This is a genomic window from Herbaspirillum lusitanum P6-12 (assembly GCF_000256565.1).
In the GTDB taxonomy this organism is placed as follows: domain Bacteria; phylum Pseudomonadota; class Gammaproteobacteria; order Burkholderiales; family Burkholderiaceae_D; genus Herbaspirillum; species Herbaspirillum lusitanum.
Genome location: NZ_AJHH01000394.1, coordinates 1 through 16,728, shown reverse-complemented (window position 1 = coordinate 16,728; position 16,728 = coordinate 1). Strand labels below are relative to the sequence as shown.

Sequence of the window (16,728 nt, the reverse complement as noted above, 5' to 3'; positions counted from 1 at the left end):
GCGCGGCCGCCGCGCTGTGGCTGCAAAAGGCCGCGCACCAGGGCCATTCGAATGCGCAATTCAGCCTCGGCACCAGCTACCTGCTGGGCGATGGCGTGCCGAAAAGCACCGCGTCGGCTATCGAGTGGCTGAATAAATCGGCGCAACAGGGCAACACGCTGGCGCAGGCCAATCTCGGGGCGATCTACCTGAATGGCGACGGCGTCGCGCAGAATTTCCGCGTGGCGTTGTCCTGGTTCGAAAAGGCCGCAGCCCACGGCCTGCCGCTGGCGCAATACAGCCTCGGCAAGATGCATCAGAACGGCTACGGCGTGCGCACCGACGAAGCGATGGCGGCGCAATGGTATGGCCGCGCTGCGGCGCAGGACTATGCGCCGGCCCGACAGGCGCTGGCAGACCTGAAACGTCCGGCTGTCCCGGCCTCGCGCACGGCGAATGTCATCGCGGCTGCACCTCCCGCCGCCGCAACGGCTACGGCGGTCACTGCTGCCGCCGCGACCTCAGCCGCTTCGGAGCAGGCCGCCGTACTCGCTGCCGTCCGCGACTGGGCGGCGGCATGGAGTCGCAAGGATGTCGATGCCTATCTGAGTTATTACGCCGACGACTTCCGCACCCCGAACGGCGAAAGCCGCAACGACTGGGCAGCGCAACGGCGATCGCGCATCGACAGCCGCAAACGCATCGCCGTCGAGATCGTCGCGCCGCGCCTCGCCATGAACGGCGACGGCAGCGAAGCGACGGTAGCCTTCACCCAAAATTACCTCTCCGACCAGCTTGTCGAAACGGGCGCAAAGACGCTGGTGCTGGTGCGTCGCGGCGACGCCTGGAAAATCCTGCAGGAAACTGCCCGGAAGACGGGAGCAAGCCGCAGATAATAGCCGAAGATAATGCAACGCCTCGTCAGAATTCGGTTGAGTCCCCGCAACACGCCCCCATCTATATGGTGGAGCGCATTCGCGAGGATGCAGGCTCCGGCTGATTCGTTTGTTACAATGAACCCCTACTGTCAACCTGTCCAGATTGCGAGTTCCCATGATTACCAGAAGCCGGTCCGTTGTGTCCGCCATGTCGCTTTGCTTCTCCCTGCTGATGCTGTCCTTGTCCTCGTCGGCCCACGCCCAGGCAATCTCGGACAAGCCGGCCCCGCCGCCGCCTGAGCTGCAAACCCTGGAAGAAGGCGAACCGCCCGCCGTGACCATCAAGAAACCGGGCGAAGAGCAAGGCAGCGGCAACAGCATCACCGAGCGCCGCGACCACGGCCAGACCAAGGAAGTCAAAGTCAAATCGGGCCCAAGCACCTATTACGTGAAGCCGACCCAGCAACTCGGCAGCTCAACGCCGGGCGATGTCCAAAGCGGTCCGCCAAGCGGCGCGCAATGGCAGATCAAGGAATTCGACTGGGGCGGCAAGAAAAAAGCCAAAGAAGGCGAAGCCGGCGACGCCAGCAAGTAACACATCGTATTCATCCTTTCCGGACGGCATCCCGTCCGGATTTTCCATCGTTCTTCATCATTTCCGCACATGGCAGTTTTTACTCCGGTCAGCCTGGACGACCTTTCAGGCTGGATCACCCAGTTTTCTCTCGGCAAAGCGCTGGCCGTCAAAGGCATTTCTTCCGGTATCGAGAACAGCAATTTCTTCATCACGACCGAAAGCGGCGAGTACGTCCTGACGCTGTTTGAAAAACTGAGTTTCGAGCAGCTGCCGTTTTATCTGGAACTGATGCGCCATCTGGCCCAGCGCGACGTGCTGGTGCCGGCGCCTATCCCCAACAAGAGCGGCAGCATCATCAATGCCCTCAACGGCAAGCCCGCCTCGATCGTGACCAAGCTGGAAGGCGCGTATCAGCCGAAGCCGGAGCCGGTGCATTGCGCTGAAGTCGGCGCAATGCTGGCAAAAATGCATCTGGCGGCGCAGGATTTCAGCATCCGCCAGCCGAATCTGCGCGGCCTGCCGTGGTGGCGCGAAACCGCGCCGGTGGTGCTGCCCTACCTCAACGCCGAGACGCAACAGGTGCTGCGTGCCGAAATGCAATTCCAGGAAGACTTCGCCGCCTCCGACATTTACGCGCAATTGCCCAACGGCCCGGTGCACGCCGACCTGTTCCGCGACAACGCGATGTTCGTCGGCACGCGCCTGACCGGCTTCTTCGATTTCTATTTCGCCGGTTGCGACACGTGGCTGTTCGACCTGGCCGTCACCGTCAACGACTGGTGCATCGACCTGGCCAGCGGCGTGCTCGACGTCGCGCGCGTGCAGGCCATGCTGGATGCCTACCATGCGGTGCGCCCGTTCGGCGCGGCCGAGCAGCAAGCCTGGAGCGCGATGCTGCGCGCCGCCGCGCTGCGCTTCTGGCTGTCGCGCCTGTATGATTTCTACCTGCCGCGCGCCGCCGAAATGCTGACGCCGCACGATCCCACGCACTTCGAACGCATTCTGCGACAACGCGTGAACGGCGCCATCCCGCCCCTGCCCGGACCACATGACTGATATGGAAAAATTGCCTGCAAAAACCGGCTGGCTCTGGGTCAAGGAAGGCCTGGCGCTGTTCCGCAAACAACCTGCGGAAGTGTCGACGCTGTTCCTGAGCTACATGTTCCTGATGCTGGCGCTGGGCATCCTGCCCATCATCGGCCAGTTGCTGCCGCTGATCCTGGTGCCGGTGTTCGCCATGTCGTTCATGCAAGCCTGCCGCCAGATCGAGGAAGGCAAACGCGTCTATCCGAGCCTGCTGCTGGTCGGCTTCCGCTCGCCGGCGCTGCGCACGCTGCTGGTGCTGGGCGTGCTGTATCTGCTGGCCGCGTTTGCGGCGGTCGCGGTGTCGACGCTGGTCGACGGCGGCGCCTTCTGGAAAGCCATGACCGGCCCCGGCCTGGATCCCAAGGACATCGAAGGCAGCAACCTGCGCCTGGCCATGATCGTGGCCGCGCTGGTGTACATCCCGGCGGCAATGGCGTTCTGGTTCGCCGCACCTTTGATCGCCTGGCACAAGATGCCGCTGGGCAAGGCGCTGTTCTACAGCTTCTTCGCCGTGCGCCGCGCCGCCAAGGCCTTCACGGTCTACGGCCTGGCCTGGCTGGTGATCGGCGTGCTGCTGCCGGCCACCATCAGCACCATCGTTGCATTACTGTTCAACAACATGACGGTGATCGTATTTATTTTGCTGCCATTGTCGATAATATTGACCGTGGTCATGTATTGCTCTTTCTACCCCACTTACACTGCAGTCTTTGGCAAGCCCCCGCGCGACGAAGCACCCGTTCCAGTGAGCGACGACAGCGCAAGGTAAATACTTGCCGAAAAGGCAAAACATAACTACCACCACAATGCAGCTGTCACGGGGAAAAAAGATGCGCATGAACCTGCCGGTCACCAATGCCGAGTATGAATTACAAGACGGCAAATCGATCGTCTCCAAAACCGATCTGAAGGGCAATATCACCTACGTCAATCCCTACTTCATCGAAGTCAGCGGATTCCACGAAGAAGAATTGATGGGTGCGCCGCAGAACATCGTGCGCCATCCCGACATGCCGGCCGAAGCTTTCGCCGACATGTGGAAAACCGTCAAAAAAGGTATTCCCTGGACCGGCCTGGTCAAGAATCGCCGCAAGTGCGGCGACCACTACTGGGTACTCGCCAACATCACGCCGGTACGCGAAAAAGGCCAGGTCATCGGCTACATGTCGGTGCGCACCAAGCCCTCGCGACAGGACGTCGCCGGCGCCGAAAAGCTCTATGCCGACCTGCGCAAGGGCAAAGCCAAGGGCATCGCCATCGAGCAGGGCAACGTCGTCAGGACCGGCCTCAAGGGCTGGGTCGCCAAGCTCGGCAAGATCCAGCTGAACACCCGCATCAACTTGTCGATGATCACCCTGCTGGGCCTGCAACTGGTGGCCGCGAGCGTGAGCTTCCTGACCGATCACAGCATGCTCAACACCGGCATCTGTATCGCCACCATGCTGATCACGCTCTACATCTGGTACGCGCTGCACAGCGCGCTGGTGCGCCCGATCCAGGCAGCGCTGCTGGCGACTTACGCGATCACCGGCGGCGACTTGTCGAACCGCGCCGAATCCGGCCGCCACGATGAAATCGGCCGCCTGCTGCGTGCCCTGCGCCAGATGAACATCAATCTCACCGCGATCATCGGCGACGTGCGCTCCAACGTCGAGTCGATCAACGGCGCCACGCGCGAGATCGCCACCGGCAACATGGACTTGTCGCATCGCACCGAATCGCAGGCTTCCAATCTCGAGGAAACCGCATCAAGCATGGAACAGCTGGCGACCACCGTGCGCCAGAACGCCGACAGCGCGCTGCAAGCCAATCAACTGGCGGCGTCAGCCTCGGCGATTGCGGTCAAGGGCGGCGACGTGGTAGCCAAGACCGGCAGCACGATGAGCGAGATCAGCGCATCGTCGAAGAAGATCGTCGACATCATCAGCCTGATCGACAGCATCGCCTTCCAGACCAATATCCTGGCGCTGAACGCCGCGGTCGAAGCGGCGCGTGCCGGTGAACAGGGCCGGGGTTTTGCGGTTGTGGCCTCCGAGGTGCGCAGCCTGGCGCAGCGCTCGGCCGGCGCCGCCAAGGAAATCAAGACGCTGATCGAAGATTCGGTGGAAAAGGTCGACATCGGCAACCGGTTGGTCGACGACGCGCGCAACACCATGACCGAGATCGTCGAATCGGTCAAACGCGTGACCGGCATCATGAACGAAATCACCGTGGCCACCCAGCAGCAAAGCGTCGGCATCACGCAGGTGCATCAGGCCGTCACCGACATGGATGAAAGCACCCAGCAGAACGCCGCGCTGGTGGAACAGGCCGCAGCAGCAGCGGGCAGCCTGGAAGAACAGACCGGCCGCCTGTTGCAGGCAATCTCGGTGTTCAAGTTCCAGCATCAATAAACCTTGCGGCAGCGTGAAGCTGCGATAAAAAGAAAAGGCAGTCGGAATTTTCTCCGCCTGCCTTTTTTCATGCTCGCCGCAGTCGTTTCAATACTTGATGTAGCGGCCCTGCTGCATCAGGCGCATCGTGATGGTCTGCGAAGTCTTCAACGCGGCTTCCACGCTGCTGCGGCCCGCCAGCGCACGCGCGATGGCCTGGCCGGTGAAGGTGCCGATGCTCGGAAACTCCGGGATCGTCACAAGCTGAATACCCACATAAGGAACCGGTTTGAGCGTGGGACTGTCGGGGTCGGCACTCCGAATCGCGTTCAGAACGAAATCCGCATATGGCGAGGCCCTCAGGTACCCGACCGACGCGTAGGTCGACTCGCGTGTGCCGGGCGGCGCCAGGCCCCAGCCATCCTTCTCCGCGACCAGCCGGATGTATTCTTTGGAGGTTGCCCATACGGCGAATTTCTTGGCCGCCTCTTTTGAATTTGAGGAATGAGGAACCGCCAGCGCCCACACCCATAGCCACTGCGCGCCCTTCGCCGTGGTCGCGGTCGGCGCCGCCACGAAAGCGGTCTTGTCGAACACCTTGGAATTTTTGCCGTGATAGAGCGTTCCGGCCGCGACGGTGGCGTCGATCCACATGGCGCACTTGCCCGCGGCGAACAGCGCCAGGTTCTCGTTGAAGCCGTTCTGCACCGCATCGGCCGGACCGTATTTGCGCAGCAGGTCGACATACAGGCCGACCGCCTGCGCCCACTCCGGCGTATCGAGTTGCGGTTGCCATTTCTCGTCGAACCAGCGGCCGCCATGCGCATTGACCATGGTGCCGATCAGGGCCATGTTCTCGCCCCAGCCGGCGCGACCGCGCAGGCAGATGCCATAGACGCCCTTGGCCGGGTCATGCAGTTGCGCGGCCAGCTTGGCGATCTCGTCCCAGGTCGGGCGCTGCGGCATGGTCAGCTTCTTCTGCTCGAAGAGATCCTTGCGGTAGTAGGTCATCGAGCTTTCGGCGTAGAACGGCAGCGCATAGAGCTTGCCATCCACGCTCAGGCCCTCACGCACCGGCTTGAGCAAGTCGTCCACATCATAGCCGGATGGCAAGTCATCCATCGGCAGCAGCCATCCCTGTTCCGCCCACAGCGGCGTCGACATCAGGCCGATGGTCATCAGGTCGAACTTCCCGCCGCTGGTCGTGATGTCGGTCGTCACGCGCTCGCGCAACACGCCTTCGTCCATGACGTGCCAGTTGAGCCGGATATCGGGATGGGATTTTTCAAACACCGACGACAGCCGTTGCAGCACCAGCATGTCGGGGTTGTTGGTAGTGGCGATGTTGACGACGCTGACCGCATCGGCGCCGGCAAAGCCCGGGCAAAGCAGGCTAAAAAGAATGGCAAGCAGGGGCAGCCATCGCGCGAACGCGCCGCAGTGGGCGTGAGCGTAAAGTTTCATGCAGTTTCCCCCTGGGCGTTGGAATGGTTTCCGGCCTGTTCAGGGGATCATCAGACAAGGCCTGCGGCAAGTCAAGCGAGTGTCTTTTTAATGAAAAACGGCTTGATTGCCGCAGCGCAAGGAGCGCATGCAGCCTCAGGCAGAGCCGGACGGCAACGGCTCCCACGGCTGGTAAATATGCCGGTAGCGCTGCAAACGCGGTTGCAGTTGCGCGTGGCGCGCGCGTCGCGGTTCGTAGCAATCCTGCTGCGGCGGTTTGCGGCACACCATCTCTTCGCTGCCGCCGTCAGCCAACCACGCCAGCCGGGCCGCACCCAACGCGCCACCGGCTTCGCTGCCAACGTGGGTGACGATGCGCACGTCGAGCGCGTCGCTGAGCAACTGCGCCCAGTAAGCGCTGCGTGCGCCGCCGCCGACCAGCGACAGTTGCTGCACATCGGTGCCGGCGGCACGCAAGGCATCGAGGCCGTCGACCATGCCGAAACTCACGCCTTCCAATACCGCATAGGCCAGCGCGGCGCGCTGATGTTCGTGCGAGAGGCCGTGGAATACGCCGAGCGCATAGGGATCATTGTGCGGCGTGCGTTCGCCGGACAGATAGGGTAAAAACAGCGGCGCATTTGCCAAGGCTTCGTCATCGAGCGCCGCGACTTCCTGCAGCAGCGTTTTCTCGTCGACGCTGCACAGGCGGCAGAACCAGCGCAGGCAACTCGCCGCCGACAGCATCACGCTCATCTGGTGCCAGCGCTGCGGCAACGTATGGCAAAAGGCGTGAATCGCACGCGCCGGATTGGGCCGGAATTTGTCATTGACCACGAACAGTACACCCGAGGTGCCGAGCGACAGGAAGCCATCGCCCGGCCGCACCGCACCGATGCCGACCGCGCTCGCCGCGCCGTCGCCGGCGCCGCCCGCCACCACCACGTCATCCGCCAATCCCCAGTCCCGCGCCACTTCCGGCAGCAGGAAACCGGCAGCGGCGCTGCCATCGGCCAGGTCTGGCATCTGTCCGCGGCGCATGCCGCCCGCGGCCAGCAAAGCATCCGACCAGTCGCGCTGCGCCACGTCGAGCCAAAGCGTGCCGGCGGCGTCGGAAGGATCCGATATCTTGCGTCCCGTCATCTGCAACCGCAACCAATCCTTGGGCAGCAACACACAGGCGACCTCGGCAAAAAGTTGCGGCTCGTGACGCGCCACCCACAGCAGCTTGGGTGCGGTGAATCCGGGCATCGCCAGATTGCCGGCGCGCTGATGCAAGTCGCCGGACTCATTCCAACGCCGGGTCAGTTCTGCGCATTCATCGGTGCTGCGCGAGTCGCTCCACAGGATCGCCGGACGCAGGACGCGGTCTTGCGCATCCAGCAGGACCGCGCCGTGCATCTGCCCGGACAGGCCGATGGCGCGGATGCCGGCGAAACGTTCGGCGCCCAATTGCTCGCGCAGGCTGGCGACGGTGTCGCCAGCGGCGCGCCACCAATGCTGCGGATCCTGCTCCGACCAACGCGGATGCGGACGCGACACCGTCAGCGGCGAACCCGCCAGCGCCAGCAGTTTTCCTTCGGCGTCGATGACGACCGCTTTGACTTCCGACGTACCAAGGTCTATCCCCAGATACATGGTGCTCCCTGTCTTGTGATTGTTGTCCATCCCCGGCTGCACCGACGCCCTTTCCTGAGACGCGGCGAGGTCTTTTCAGCAGTGCTAAACGGGCATTTTAGTCGAGGCGGCGAGCCAGGCGTTCACAACGACTATTCCTTCGCGCAACAGCCGCTCGAGCTGGATGCTGCCGGCCAGTTCACCCCACAGCAACGGATCGTGGCAATAGGCGCGCACCGGATCGGGACTTTCCAGCATCGCCCGGACCGCCGTCGGATCGAACACGCCGTCCTGGTATTCATACGCCAGCTCGCCGCGCCGCCAGCGCTGCAGAAAGGCAAAGAACAGCGCCGCCACTTGCGCGGTGGCGTGCGGCTGGTGGCCACGCCCCAGGCTGTCCGCAATGGTAGGAAGAATGAAGCCGGGGATCTTCGAGAAGCCATCCGCCGCCACACGCTGGTTGGTGTCCTGGATCGCGGGGTTGGCGAAACGCGCCAAGGTCATGTCGCGATACGCCTCGAGATCCAGCGGGCTCGGCGTCAGGCATGGAATCACGTCTTGCGTGATGTAGTCGTAAGCCATGCGGCGGATGTCTTCGTGCACCGTGCCTTCGTGGATATAGTCGAGGCCGATCATGGTGCCTGCCCAGGCGATACAGCTGTGACTGGCGTTGAGGATGCGGATCTTGGCCTCTTCATAGGGCAACACCGACGCCACCATTTCGACCCCGACTTTTTCCAGCGCCGGACGGCCTGCCTTGAAATCGTCCTCGATCACCCATTGGATGAAAGACTCGGCCATCAGCGCGCATGGATCGTCGACGCCGGTGGCTTCTTTCACTCGCTGCCGTACGGCGTCGGTCGGACGCGGCGTGATGCGATCGACCATGGAATTGGGGCTGGCGACATTGGCGCGCACCCATTCCAGCAACTGATGATGGCCGCGCAAGGCCAGGAATTGCTGCAGACCGTAGAAGAAGCGCTCGCCGTTGTGGCGCAGGTTGTCGCAATTGAGCAGCGTCACGCCGCCGGCATTGCCGTCCTGGCGTGCTTGCAGAATCGCCGTCACGGCGCCGTAGATGGTGCGACGGTCGCCGCCGATATCGGCCGCCAGATCGGGATTGTGCACATCCAGCAGATGCTCGTGGTCGAGATAATAGCCGCCCTCGGTCACGGTAAACGAGATCACGCGCGTGCGCGGTTCGGCGCCGGTCCTGACCAGGCTTTTCAGCTGCGCGTCCCAGGGTACGATGTCGCGGATGGCGCGGATCGTCTCATAGGCGCGCTGCCCCTGCGGCGTCACCGTTTCCAGCGTGTAGCGGCCTTCGCTTTGCTCCAGCTCTTTCAGCAGCGGCGTCATGTCGGCGCGGATGTTGCCGAGCGCCAGCTGCCAGCGGCGATCGTCGTCATTGCCGCGCTCGCGCAGGCGATGCAGGTAGACCGCCTGATGGGCGCGATGGAACGATCCGGCGCCGATGTGCAGCCAGACCAGGTCATTTTTTGAATCATGGTTCGTCATGTTGTCCTCTGTCTTCCTGCTTCTCAATGCACCGCCATGGCCGGATCGCGCAGCAGGCGCGTCACCGCGCTGCCGTCCTCACGAAACAGATGGCAGCGATGCGCCTCGGCGCCCACGCCGATGACGCTGCGGGAAGCCAGCTGCAGGGTGTCCGGCACGCGCAGGATCAGCGGCTCGTCGGACGCATCCGCGGCGGCGTACAGATAAGAAAAATCGCCCAGCAGTTCCAGCGCCGTGTAATGCGCCTGCAGCATCGGCTGTTCAGTGACGATGGCGAGATGCTCGGGACGGATACCCAGCGTCACCTTGTCGCCGACCTTGAGCGTGCCGGCCTCGACCGCAGCCAGTTGACGTCCGCCGCCCGGCAGGTGCACCAGCACACCGTCCGGACCGATGCCGGCAATGACGCCGTCGATGAAATTCATCTTGGGCGAACCGATGAAGCCCGCCACAAAGCGATTGGCCGGGTGGTGATACAGCTGCTGCGGCGTACCGACCTGCTCGATCCGTCCCTCCGACAGCACGACGATCTTGTCGGCCAGCGTCATGGCTTCGATCTGGTCATGCGTGACGTAGATCATGGTGGTCTTGAGATCCTCATGCAGTTTGGAAAACTCCAAACGCATCTTCACGCGCAAGGCGGCATCCAGATTCGATAGCGGCTCATCGAACAGGAACACGCTGGGCTGGCGCGTGATCGCGCGGCCGATGGCGACGCGCTGGCGTTGTCCGCCGGACAAGGCGCGCGGCTTGCGGTCGAGCAGGTGATCGATGTGCAGGATCTTGGCCGCGTGCTGCACGGCGCTGTCGATCTCGGTCTTTGACTTGCCGGCGATCTTGAGGCCGAAAGCCATGTTGTCGTACAGCGTCATGTGCGGATACAGCGCATACGACTGGAACACCATGGCGATGCCGCGCTTGGCGGCCGGCACATCGTTCATGCGCCGCTCGCCGATGTTGAGTTCTCCGGCGCTGATGTCTTCGAGGCCGGCGATCATGCGCAGCAAGGTCGACTTGCCGCAACCGGACGGACCGACGAAGACGACGAATTCTCCGTCGTCGATGTCGAGGTTGATGTCGCGCATCACTTCATTGTCGTCGTAGCGCTTGGCGAGGTTTCTGATGGTGACGGCTGCCATGGTGATCTCCTTGTTTCGTGGTTTTTTGCTTGCTTATGCAGCCTGTTCGGTCAATAAGGCCTCGATCAGCGCCGGCAATTCCTGCATATCTTCAAATACCAGTTCGGCGCCGGCGTCGAGCAGCTTCTGGCGCATGCCGTGACGGTCGTGCGCCACGCCGGTGAAACCAAGCACGCGCATGCCGGCGCTGCTGGCGGCACGCACGCCGGTGACGCTGTCGTCGACCGCGACGCAGTGCTGAGGCGCGACACCGTAGCCCGCCGCTGCCGCAAGATAAACATGCGGCGCCGGTTTGGGCCGGCCGACGTCGTGCGCGCTGTGAATGTGGCCGTCGAACAGCGCCAGCAAATCGCAGCGCTGCAAGCCTTTGACGATGCGATCGGTGCTGCTGTTGCTGGCGACCGCCTTGGGCAGATCGATTTTCTGCAAGGCCTCGGCGATGCCCGGCACCAGCTGCACTTCATCGCCGCAGGCAATGCCGACGGCGGTGTTGATGTCGGCATATTGCGCAGCGTTCAGGCCGAAGCCGAACTCGAGTTCGTCGAGCAATAATTCCGTGAACATGCCGAGGCGGGAAGCAATCGCGCGATGCAGCTTGTCGCCGTTGGCGGGATTCTCCAGCAGCGGCAGCAGATGTTCATGCAGCACGCGCAGGGCGATGCTCTCGCTGTCGAGCAGCACGCCGTCGCAATCGCAGACGAGATGGGTGATGGCCGGCTTCATGTTTCCTTTCATTTACTTCACGGCGCCGAAGGTCAGGCCGCGCACCAGTTGCTTCTGCGCCAGCCAGCCGAGCGCCATGATAGGCGCGATCGCCAGCAAGGACGCGGCCGACAGCTTGGCCCAGAACAGGCCTTCCGGATTCGAGTAAGAGGCGATGAACACCGTCAGCGGGGCGGCGTCGACGCTGGTCAGGTTGAGGCTCCAGAAGGCTTCGTTCCAGGACAGGATGATCAGCAGCAACGCGGTCGATGCCAGTCCCGGCATGGCGGTCGGCAGCAGCAGGTACAGCATTTCCTGCCAGGCGTTGGCGCCGTCGATGCGCGCCGCCTCGAGGATTTCTTTCGGCACGTCGTTGAAATAGGTGAACGCCATCCACACCGCAATCGGCAGATTGATCAGCGTATAGATCAGTGTCAGGCCGGTCACCGAATCGAGCATGCCGCTGTTCTTGGCCAGCAGGTAGATCGGCACCAGCACGCCGACGGCCGGCATCATCTTGGTGGATAGCATCCACAGCAACAACTTCTGCGTGCGGCCGGTCGGGAAGAAGGCCATCGAATACGCCGCCGGCACCGCGATCAGCAACGACAGCAAGGTCGAACCTAGCGAGACGATCATCGAGTTCTTCACGAAGGCCAGGTAGTTGCTGCGCTCGAAGACTTCACGGAAGGTATCCAGCGTCGGCATGAAGATCAGGCTCGGCATATAAGCCTGGTGCTCGGTCTTGAACGCCGTCACGGCGACCCAGAAAATCGGGAAGAACAGGATGATGGCGCAGGTCCAGGCCAGCAAGCCGACCCAGAGCGGACTTTTCTTTTGATCGTTCATTTTTCGTTCGCTCCTTTCAGGTTCTTCGCCAGCATGCGCACCAGGAAGAACGAGACGATGTTCGCCAGCACCACGGCGAAGATGCCGCCCGCCGACGCGATGCCGATGTCGAATTGCTGCAGGCCGATCGAGTACACCAGGTAAGTCAGATTGGTGGTTTCCGTGCCGGGACCGCCAGCCGTGGTGGTGAAGATTTCCGCGAATACCGACAGCAGGAAAATGGTTTCGATCATGATCACCACGGTGATCGCGCGCTTCAGGTGCGGCAGCACGATGTAGAAGAAAATGCGGACCCAGGGGCGCCGTCAAGCTGGGCGGCCTCCTTCTGATCGCCATCAAGGGATTGCAGCGCGGTCAGCAAGATCAGGAAAGCGAACGGTATCCATTGCCACGACACGATGATGATTACCGACAGCATCGGATATTCGGCGAGCCAGTCGATCGGCGCCATTCCCAGATGACGCATGACGAAGGCCAGCATGCCGTAGACCGGATGCATGATCATGTTCTTCCAGATCAGCGCGGCCACGGTCGGCATCACGAAGAACGGTCCGATCACCAGCAGGCGCGCAATGCCGCGACCGCGGAACGGTTGATCAAACAGCACCGCCAGCAAGGTGCCGCCGATCACGCTGATGCACAACACCGAGCCGATCAGCAAGGCGGTGTTGGCGATCGACGGCCAGAAGGCGGGATCCTCCAGCAGGAACTGGTAATTCTCCAACCCGACGAAACCGGTCTGGTCCGGCGACATCAGGTTGTAGCGATTGAAGGAGAAATACACCGTCATCGCCAGCGGCACGATCATCCACAGGAACAGCAGCGCCACCGCCGGCGTCTGCAACAGGCGAATCGGCAGGAAGCGTTTTTCGCCCGTGTGTTTTCCGCCCGCGCGTTTGCCGCGCCGGGATTTTTGCGTGGATGGCGTTGAAGCGCTGGCTTCGGAAGACATGGGAGAAGTATTCGATATCGACGACATGGCGGCCTCGATGCAATCAGGTTCGGGCCGGCGTCATGCTGCAGACGATCCGGCGGAATTCGGCAAGGCAGGTTTCATGCGCCGCCCGGCGTCAAGCCGGGCGAACGCACAACGATACGGGCAATTACTTGATGTAACGTCCCTGCTTCATCATTCGCACGGTCTGCGCCTGCGCGGTCTTCAACGCTGCGTCGGCGGGGCCCTTCCCTGCCAGCGCGCCGGCAATCGCCTGGCCGGTGATGGTGCCGATCGACTGGAACTCGGGAATCGTCGCGAACTGGATGCCGGTGTAAGGCACCGGCTTGACGGTCGGGTTGTTGGCGTCGGCCTTCTGGATCGCATCGAGGACGAAGTCGGAGAACGGCGATGCCTTCTTGTACTCGGCGGAAGCGTAAGTCGAAGTGCGCGTGCCCGGCGGCACCAATGCCCAGCCGCTATCCTTGGCGACCAGCTTGATGTAGTCCTTGGAAGTGGCCCAGGCGGCGAACTTCCTGGCGGCGTCCTGCGACTTGGACGACTTCGGCACGGCCAGCGACCAGATCCACAACCAATGCGATCCCTTGTCGGTGGTCGCCATCGGCGCCGGCGCGAACGCGACCTTGTCGGACACCTTGGAATCCTTGCCGTGGTACAGCATGCCGGCGGCAACGGTGGCGTCTACCCACATGCCGCATTTGCCGCCCGAGAACAGCACCAGGTTTTCATTGAAACCGTTGGAGCTGGCCCCCGGCGGACCGGACTTGCGCATCAGGTCGACGTAGAAATTGACGGCCTGTTTCCACTCCGGCGTGTCGAGCTGCGGCTGCCATTTTTCATCGAACCAGCGACCGCCGTAAGCATTGACCATGGTGCCGACCAGCGCCATGTTTTCACCCCAGCCTGCGCGTCCGCGCAGGCAGATGCCGTAGACGCCCTTGGCCGGGTCATGCAGTTGCGCAGCCAGTTTGCCGATCTCTTCCCAGGTCGGTTTCTCCGGCATCTTCAGGTTCTTTTGCGCGAACAGATCCTTGCGGTAATAGGTCATCGAGCTTTCCGCATAAAACGGCAGCGCGTACAGCTTGCCGTCGCTGGTCAGGCCTTCGCGCACGGTCTTGATCAGGTCGGCTTCGTCGTAGTCGGCGGGCAGGCCGGTCATCGGCGCCAGCCAGCCTTTCTTGGCCCAGATCGGCGCCTCATACGCGCCGATGGTCATCAGATCGAACTGGCCGCTGTTGGTGGCGATGTCGGTGGTCAGGCGCTGACGCAGCACGCTCTCTTCCATCGTGACCCAGCGCAGCTTGATGTCGGGATTGGCTTTTTCAAACTGCGGCGACAGCTTTTGCAGTTCGATCATGTCGGGGTTGTTGATGGACGCGATGTTCAGTGTGACGGGTTCTGCGAAGGCCAAACCGGCCGTGCCGAGGATTGCTATCGCGGCAGCAAGGCGTGCCGACGGAAGTGCGGGGGCGCGAAGTTTCATGCTTGTCTCCATTGTGTGCGGACTGAGGATTAGCGTTGCCGCCCTCCTCGCCTCGATGTAGTTTTATGAGCAAAAAATCTGTTTGCGAGCAAATAATCAAACATTGAGAAAAAATTGTCAAGCATTTGCTTTTTTGTTGAGCAAATGTTCAATTTTGATAATAATGACGTCTGACCTGCCGTCAAAACAGGCGATCAAAGTCCGTACAATGCCGGATCGACCGCCGCCGGACGCAAGCAATACAGAAGGGGAAGCGGCAGGTTCACAACAAGGAAAATCGATGTCATCCAGCTCATCCAAACTCGACCTGGCGGCACGCGCCGCGTGGATGTATTACGTCGCCGGCAACACCCAGAATGAAATCGCCGAGCGCCTCGGCATCTCGCGCCAGATGGCGCAGCGCATGGTGGCTTATGCCGGTGCCTCGAACCTGGTCAAGGTGCAGATCACCCATCCCATTTCATCCTGCCTGGAGCTGGCGCAAGGCCTGCAGCAGCGTTACGGCCTGGAGGTCTGCCGCGTGGTGCCGAGTAATGCCGGCGCCAGCGGTGACGATGACGCCCAAGGCGTGCAGCAGATGCTGGCCGTCGCCGGCGCCGAACTGATGGAGCAATTCCTGCGACAGGAAGCGCCGTTGATCGTCAACGTCGGCTCGGGCCGCACCCTCAAGGCGGCGATCGAAAAAATCACCGACATGGAGCGGCCGCAACATCAGATCGTCTCGATGATCGGCGCCTTCGCTTCCGACGGATCGGCCAATCGCTACGACGTTGCCCTGCTCGCCGCCGAAAAAATGCAGAGCCGCTTTTATCTTCTGCCGGCGCCGCGCGTAGCGGAGAACGAAGCCGATCGCAAGCAATGGTGCAACCATCGCGCCTACCAGATCGTCACCGGCCTGGCGCAACGCGCCGACGTCACCTTCCTCGGCATCGGCACGATTGCGCTGCAGGGTGCGATGCATGAAGACGGCTTTATCGACGACGAGGAAGTGGCGCAATTGCAAAAGCAGGGCGCGGTCGGAGAACTGATCTGCCACGCCTTCGACGTCGCCGGAAAAATGCTGCGCTCGCCGCTGGCCGCACGCATCACCACGCCGCCGCTCAGTTCACCGCCGGCCAAGCCCGTCATCGCACTGGCCGGCGGTCGCAAGAAAGCCGAAGCGGTGCGCGGCGCCTTGCGCGGCGGCTGGCTGACCGGCCTCGTCACCGACGAGTACTGCGCCCAGTTTGCATTGCAGGACTGAATCTCAGGCAGCACCAGAACAACAATTTCAGCGTCAGCATTACGGAGACATTCCATGCCACACCCTATCGAATTCGTCGTCTTCGGCGAAGCCCTGACCGACTTCATCCGCCAGCCCGGCGGCGAGTGGCGCGCCCTGCCGTCGGCGCCCGGCTTGGGGTGGCGACCGGCTATGCCGGCAGCGTCAGCAGCGACGTTTTCGGCGAAGAGTTGCGCGTGCTCACGCAAGAGGCCGGACTCGACATGCGCTATCTGCAGCAGGTCGACAAATCGCCGCTGCTGGCGATGGTGACCTCGACCACGCCGCCCAATTATTTCTTCGTCGGCGACGACAGCGCCGACCTGCATTTCGATCCGAGAAAATTGCCTGCCGGCTGGATGGATGAAGCGCGCGTATTGCACTTCGGCTGCATCAGCCTGACCCGTGAACCGCTGGCTTCGCGCCTGCTGGCGATTGCCACGGAAGGTGCGCAACGCGGCAAGCGCGTCGCCTTCGATCCGAACTGGCGCAAGCTGATGGATCAGCCCGGCTATCACGTGCTGATGCGCAAGCTGCTGGCGTTGTCGCATTACGTGAAGGTGTCGGATGAAGACCTGGAAAAGTTGTTTCCCGGCGATGCGCAACCGTTGGCTACGTTGAAGGCTTTGGCGCCGCAGGCGGAAATCCTGTTCACGCGCGGGGGGGATGGCTTGTCATGGATCAAGGGAGAAAGCGTTGTCGACCAGCCTGCTTATCGGGTTGAGGTAATCGATACCGTCGGTTGCGGTGATGCGTCGATGGGCGGCTGGATTGCCAGCATTTTGCGTCAGGCGGATGCGCCGGTGTTGACGCATTTACAGTGCGCTGCTGCTGCGGCGGCGTTGTCGGCGGCGCGGGCGGGGGCTTAT

At 62.2% G+C, this 16,728-nt stretch carries 12 protein-coding genes and 3 pseudogenes; 7 read left to right on the top strand and 8 right to left on the bottom strand.

Annotated elements, in window-relative coordinates:
* The 5 genes from HLUSI_RS31055 to HLUSI_RS0112635 all read left to right on the top strand — a co-directional run.
* Positions 1 to 875 (top strand): L,D-transpeptidase Cds6 family protein (locus HLUSI_RS31055; protein WP_016834322.1); only part of this gene is annotated, 875 nt, incomplete at its 5' end.
* 190 nt (positions 876 to 1,065) lie between these two features.
* Complete coding sequence (locus HLUSI_RS0112650) at positions 1,066 to 1,452, top strand: hypothetical protein (protein WP_016834321.1); 387 nt, start codon at positions 1,066 to 1,068, stop codon at positions 1,450 to 1,452.
* Between the two features lie 69 nt (positions 1,453 to 1,521).
* Positions 1,522 to 2,490: a homoserine kinase gene (locus tag HLUSI_RS0112645; protein ID WP_016834320.1), complete on the top strand. Its 969-nt coding sequence runs from the start codon at positions 1,522 to 1,524 to the stop codon at positions 2,488 to 2,490.
* Between the two features lies 1 nt (position 2,491).
* A complete protein-coding gene (locus tag HLUSI_RS0112640; RefSeq protein WP_016834319.1) occupies positions 2,492 to 3,289 on the top strand; it encodes a BPSS1780 family membrane protein in 798 nt (265 codons plus the stop codon).
* A 61-nt stretch (positions 3,290 to 3,350) separates the two neighbouring features.
* Positions 3,351 to 4,913 (top strand): methyl-accepting chemotaxis protein, encoded by a 1,563-nt coding sequence (locus tag HLUSI_RS0112635; RefSeq protein WP_016834318.1) that lies wholly within the window; start codon positions 3,351 to 3,353, stop codon positions 4,911 to 4,913.
* A gap of 87 nt (positions 4,914 to 5,000) precedes the next feature.
* Here the strand turns inward: HLUSI_RS0112635 and HLUSI_RS0112630 are convergent, their stop codons facing one another.
* From HLUSI_RS0112630 to HLUSI_RS0112595, 8 genes and pseudogenes are all read right to left on the bottom strand, one after another.
* Entirely contained in the window at positions 5,001 to 6,356 is a 1,356-nt protein-coding gene (locus HLUSI_RS0112630; protein WP_016834317.1) for an ABC transporter substrate-binding protein, read from the bottom strand.
* Between the two features lie 135 nt (positions 6,357 to 6,491).
* Entirely contained in the window at positions 6,492 to 7,973 is a 1,482-nt protein-coding gene (xylB, locus tag HLUSI_RS0112625) for a xylulokinase (protein WP_029363457.1), read from the bottom strand.
* 84 nt (positions 7,974 to 8,057) lie between these two features.
* Positions 8,058 to 9,470, bottom strand: a complete 1,413-nt coding sequence (dalD, locus tag HLUSI_RS0112620; RefSeq protein ID WP_016834315.1) for a D-arabinitol 4-dehydrogenase — start codon at positions 9,468 to 9,470, stop codon at positions 8,058 to 8,060.
* A 23-nt stretch (positions 9,471 to 9,493) separates the two neighbouring features.
* Positions 9,494 to 10,609: a sn-glycerol-3-phosphate ABC transporter ATP-binding protein UgpC gene (ugpC, locus tag HLUSI_RS0112615; protein ID WP_016834314.1), complete on the bottom strand. Its 1,116-nt coding sequence runs from the start codon at positions 10,607 to 10,609 to the stop codon at positions 9,494 to 9,496.
* A gap of 33 nt (positions 10,610 to 10,642) precedes the next feature.
* On the bottom strand, positions 10,643 to 11,332 hold the full coding sequence (locus tag HLUSI_RS0112610; protein ID WP_016834313.1) for an HAD-IA family hydrolase: 690 nt from the start codon (positions 11,330 to 11,332) through the stop codon (positions 10,643 to 10,645).
* 12 nt (positions 11,333 to 11,344) lie between these two features.
* Positions 11,345 to 12,127 (bottom strand): annotated as a pseudogene (locus tag HLUSI_RS0112605) (carbohydrate ABC transporter permease); the annotation flags it as partial.
* A gap of 29 nt (positions 12,128 to 12,156) precedes the next feature.
* A pseudogene (locus tag HLUSI_RS28440) lies at positions 12,157 to 13,139 on the bottom strand (carbohydrate ABC transporter permease).
* 124 nt (positions 13,140 to 13,263) lie between these two features.
* Entirely contained in the window at positions 13,264 to 14,598 is a 1,335-nt protein-coding gene (locus tag HLUSI_RS0112595; protein ID WP_040503443.1) for an ABC transporter substrate-binding protein, read from the bottom strand.
* 280 nt (positions 14,599 to 14,878) lie between these two features.
* Here HLUSI_RS0112595 and HLUSI_RS0112590 point away from each other — a divergent pair, with 280 nt between their 5' ends.
* Both HLUSI_RS0112590 and HLUSI_RS28435 read left to right on the top strand, forming a co-directional pair.
* On the top strand, positions 14,879 to 15,841 hold the full coding sequence (locus tag HLUSI_RS0112590; RefSeq protein ID WP_016834310.1) for a sugar-binding transcriptional regulator: 963 nt from the start codon (positions 14,879 to 14,881) through the stop codon (positions 15,839 to 15,841).
* 54 nt (positions 15,842 to 15,895) lie between these two features.
* Positions 15,896 to 16,728 (top strand): annotated as a pseudogene (locus tag HLUSI_RS28435) (carbohydrate kinase family protein); the annotation flags it as partial.

What these genes read in the sequence shown, in the direction of transcription:
- HLUSI_RS0112635 (WP_016834318.1), top strand. Translation starts at nt 3,351, where the DNA reads ATGCGCATGAACCTGCCGGTCACCAATGCCGAGTATGAATTACAAGAC.
- xylB (WP_029363457.1), bottom strand. Translation starts at nt 7,973, where the DNA reads ATGTATCTGGGGATAGACCTTGGTACGTCGGAAGTCAAAGCGGTCGTC.
- HLUSI_RS0112610 (WP_016834313.1), bottom strand. Translation starts at nt 11,332, where the DNA reads ATGAAGCCGGCCATCACCCATCTCGTCTGCGATTGCGACGGCGTGCTG.
- dalD (WP_016834315.1), bottom strand. Translation starts at nt 9,470, where the DNA reads ATGACGAACCATGATTCAAAAAATGACCTGGTCTGGCTGCACATCGGC.
- HLUSI_RS0112640 (WP_016834319.1), top strand. Translation starts at nt 2,492, where the DNA reads ATGGAAAAATTGCCTGCAAAAACCGGCTGGCTCTGGGTCAAGGAAGGC.
- HLUSI_RS0112645 (WP_016834320.1), top strand. Translation starts at nt 1,522, where the DNA reads ATGGCAGTTTTTACTCCGGTCAGCCTGGACGACCTTTCAGGCTGGATC.
- HLUSI_RS0112590 (WP_016834310.1), top strand. Translation starts at nt 14,879, where the DNA reads ATGTCATCCAGCTCATCCAAACTCGACCTGGCGGCACGCGCCGCGTGG.
- HLUSI_RS0112650 (WP_016834321.1), top strand. Translation starts at nt 1,066, where the DNA reads ATGTCGCTTTGCTTCTCCCTGCTGATGCTGTCCTTGTCCTCGTCGGCC.
- HLUSI_RS0112595 (WP_040503443.1), bottom strand. Translation starts at nt 14,598, where the DNA reads ATGAAACTTCGCGCCCCCGCACTTCCGTCGGCACGCCTTGCTGCCGCG.
- ugpC (WP_016834314.1), bottom strand. Translation starts at nt 10,609, where the DNA reads ATGGCAGCCGTCACCATCAGAAACCTCGCCAAGCGCTACGACGACAAT.
- HLUSI_RS0112630 (WP_016834317.1), bottom strand. Translation starts at nt 6,356, where the DNA reads ATGAAACTTTACGCTCACGCCCACTGCGGCGCGTTCGCGCGATGGCTG.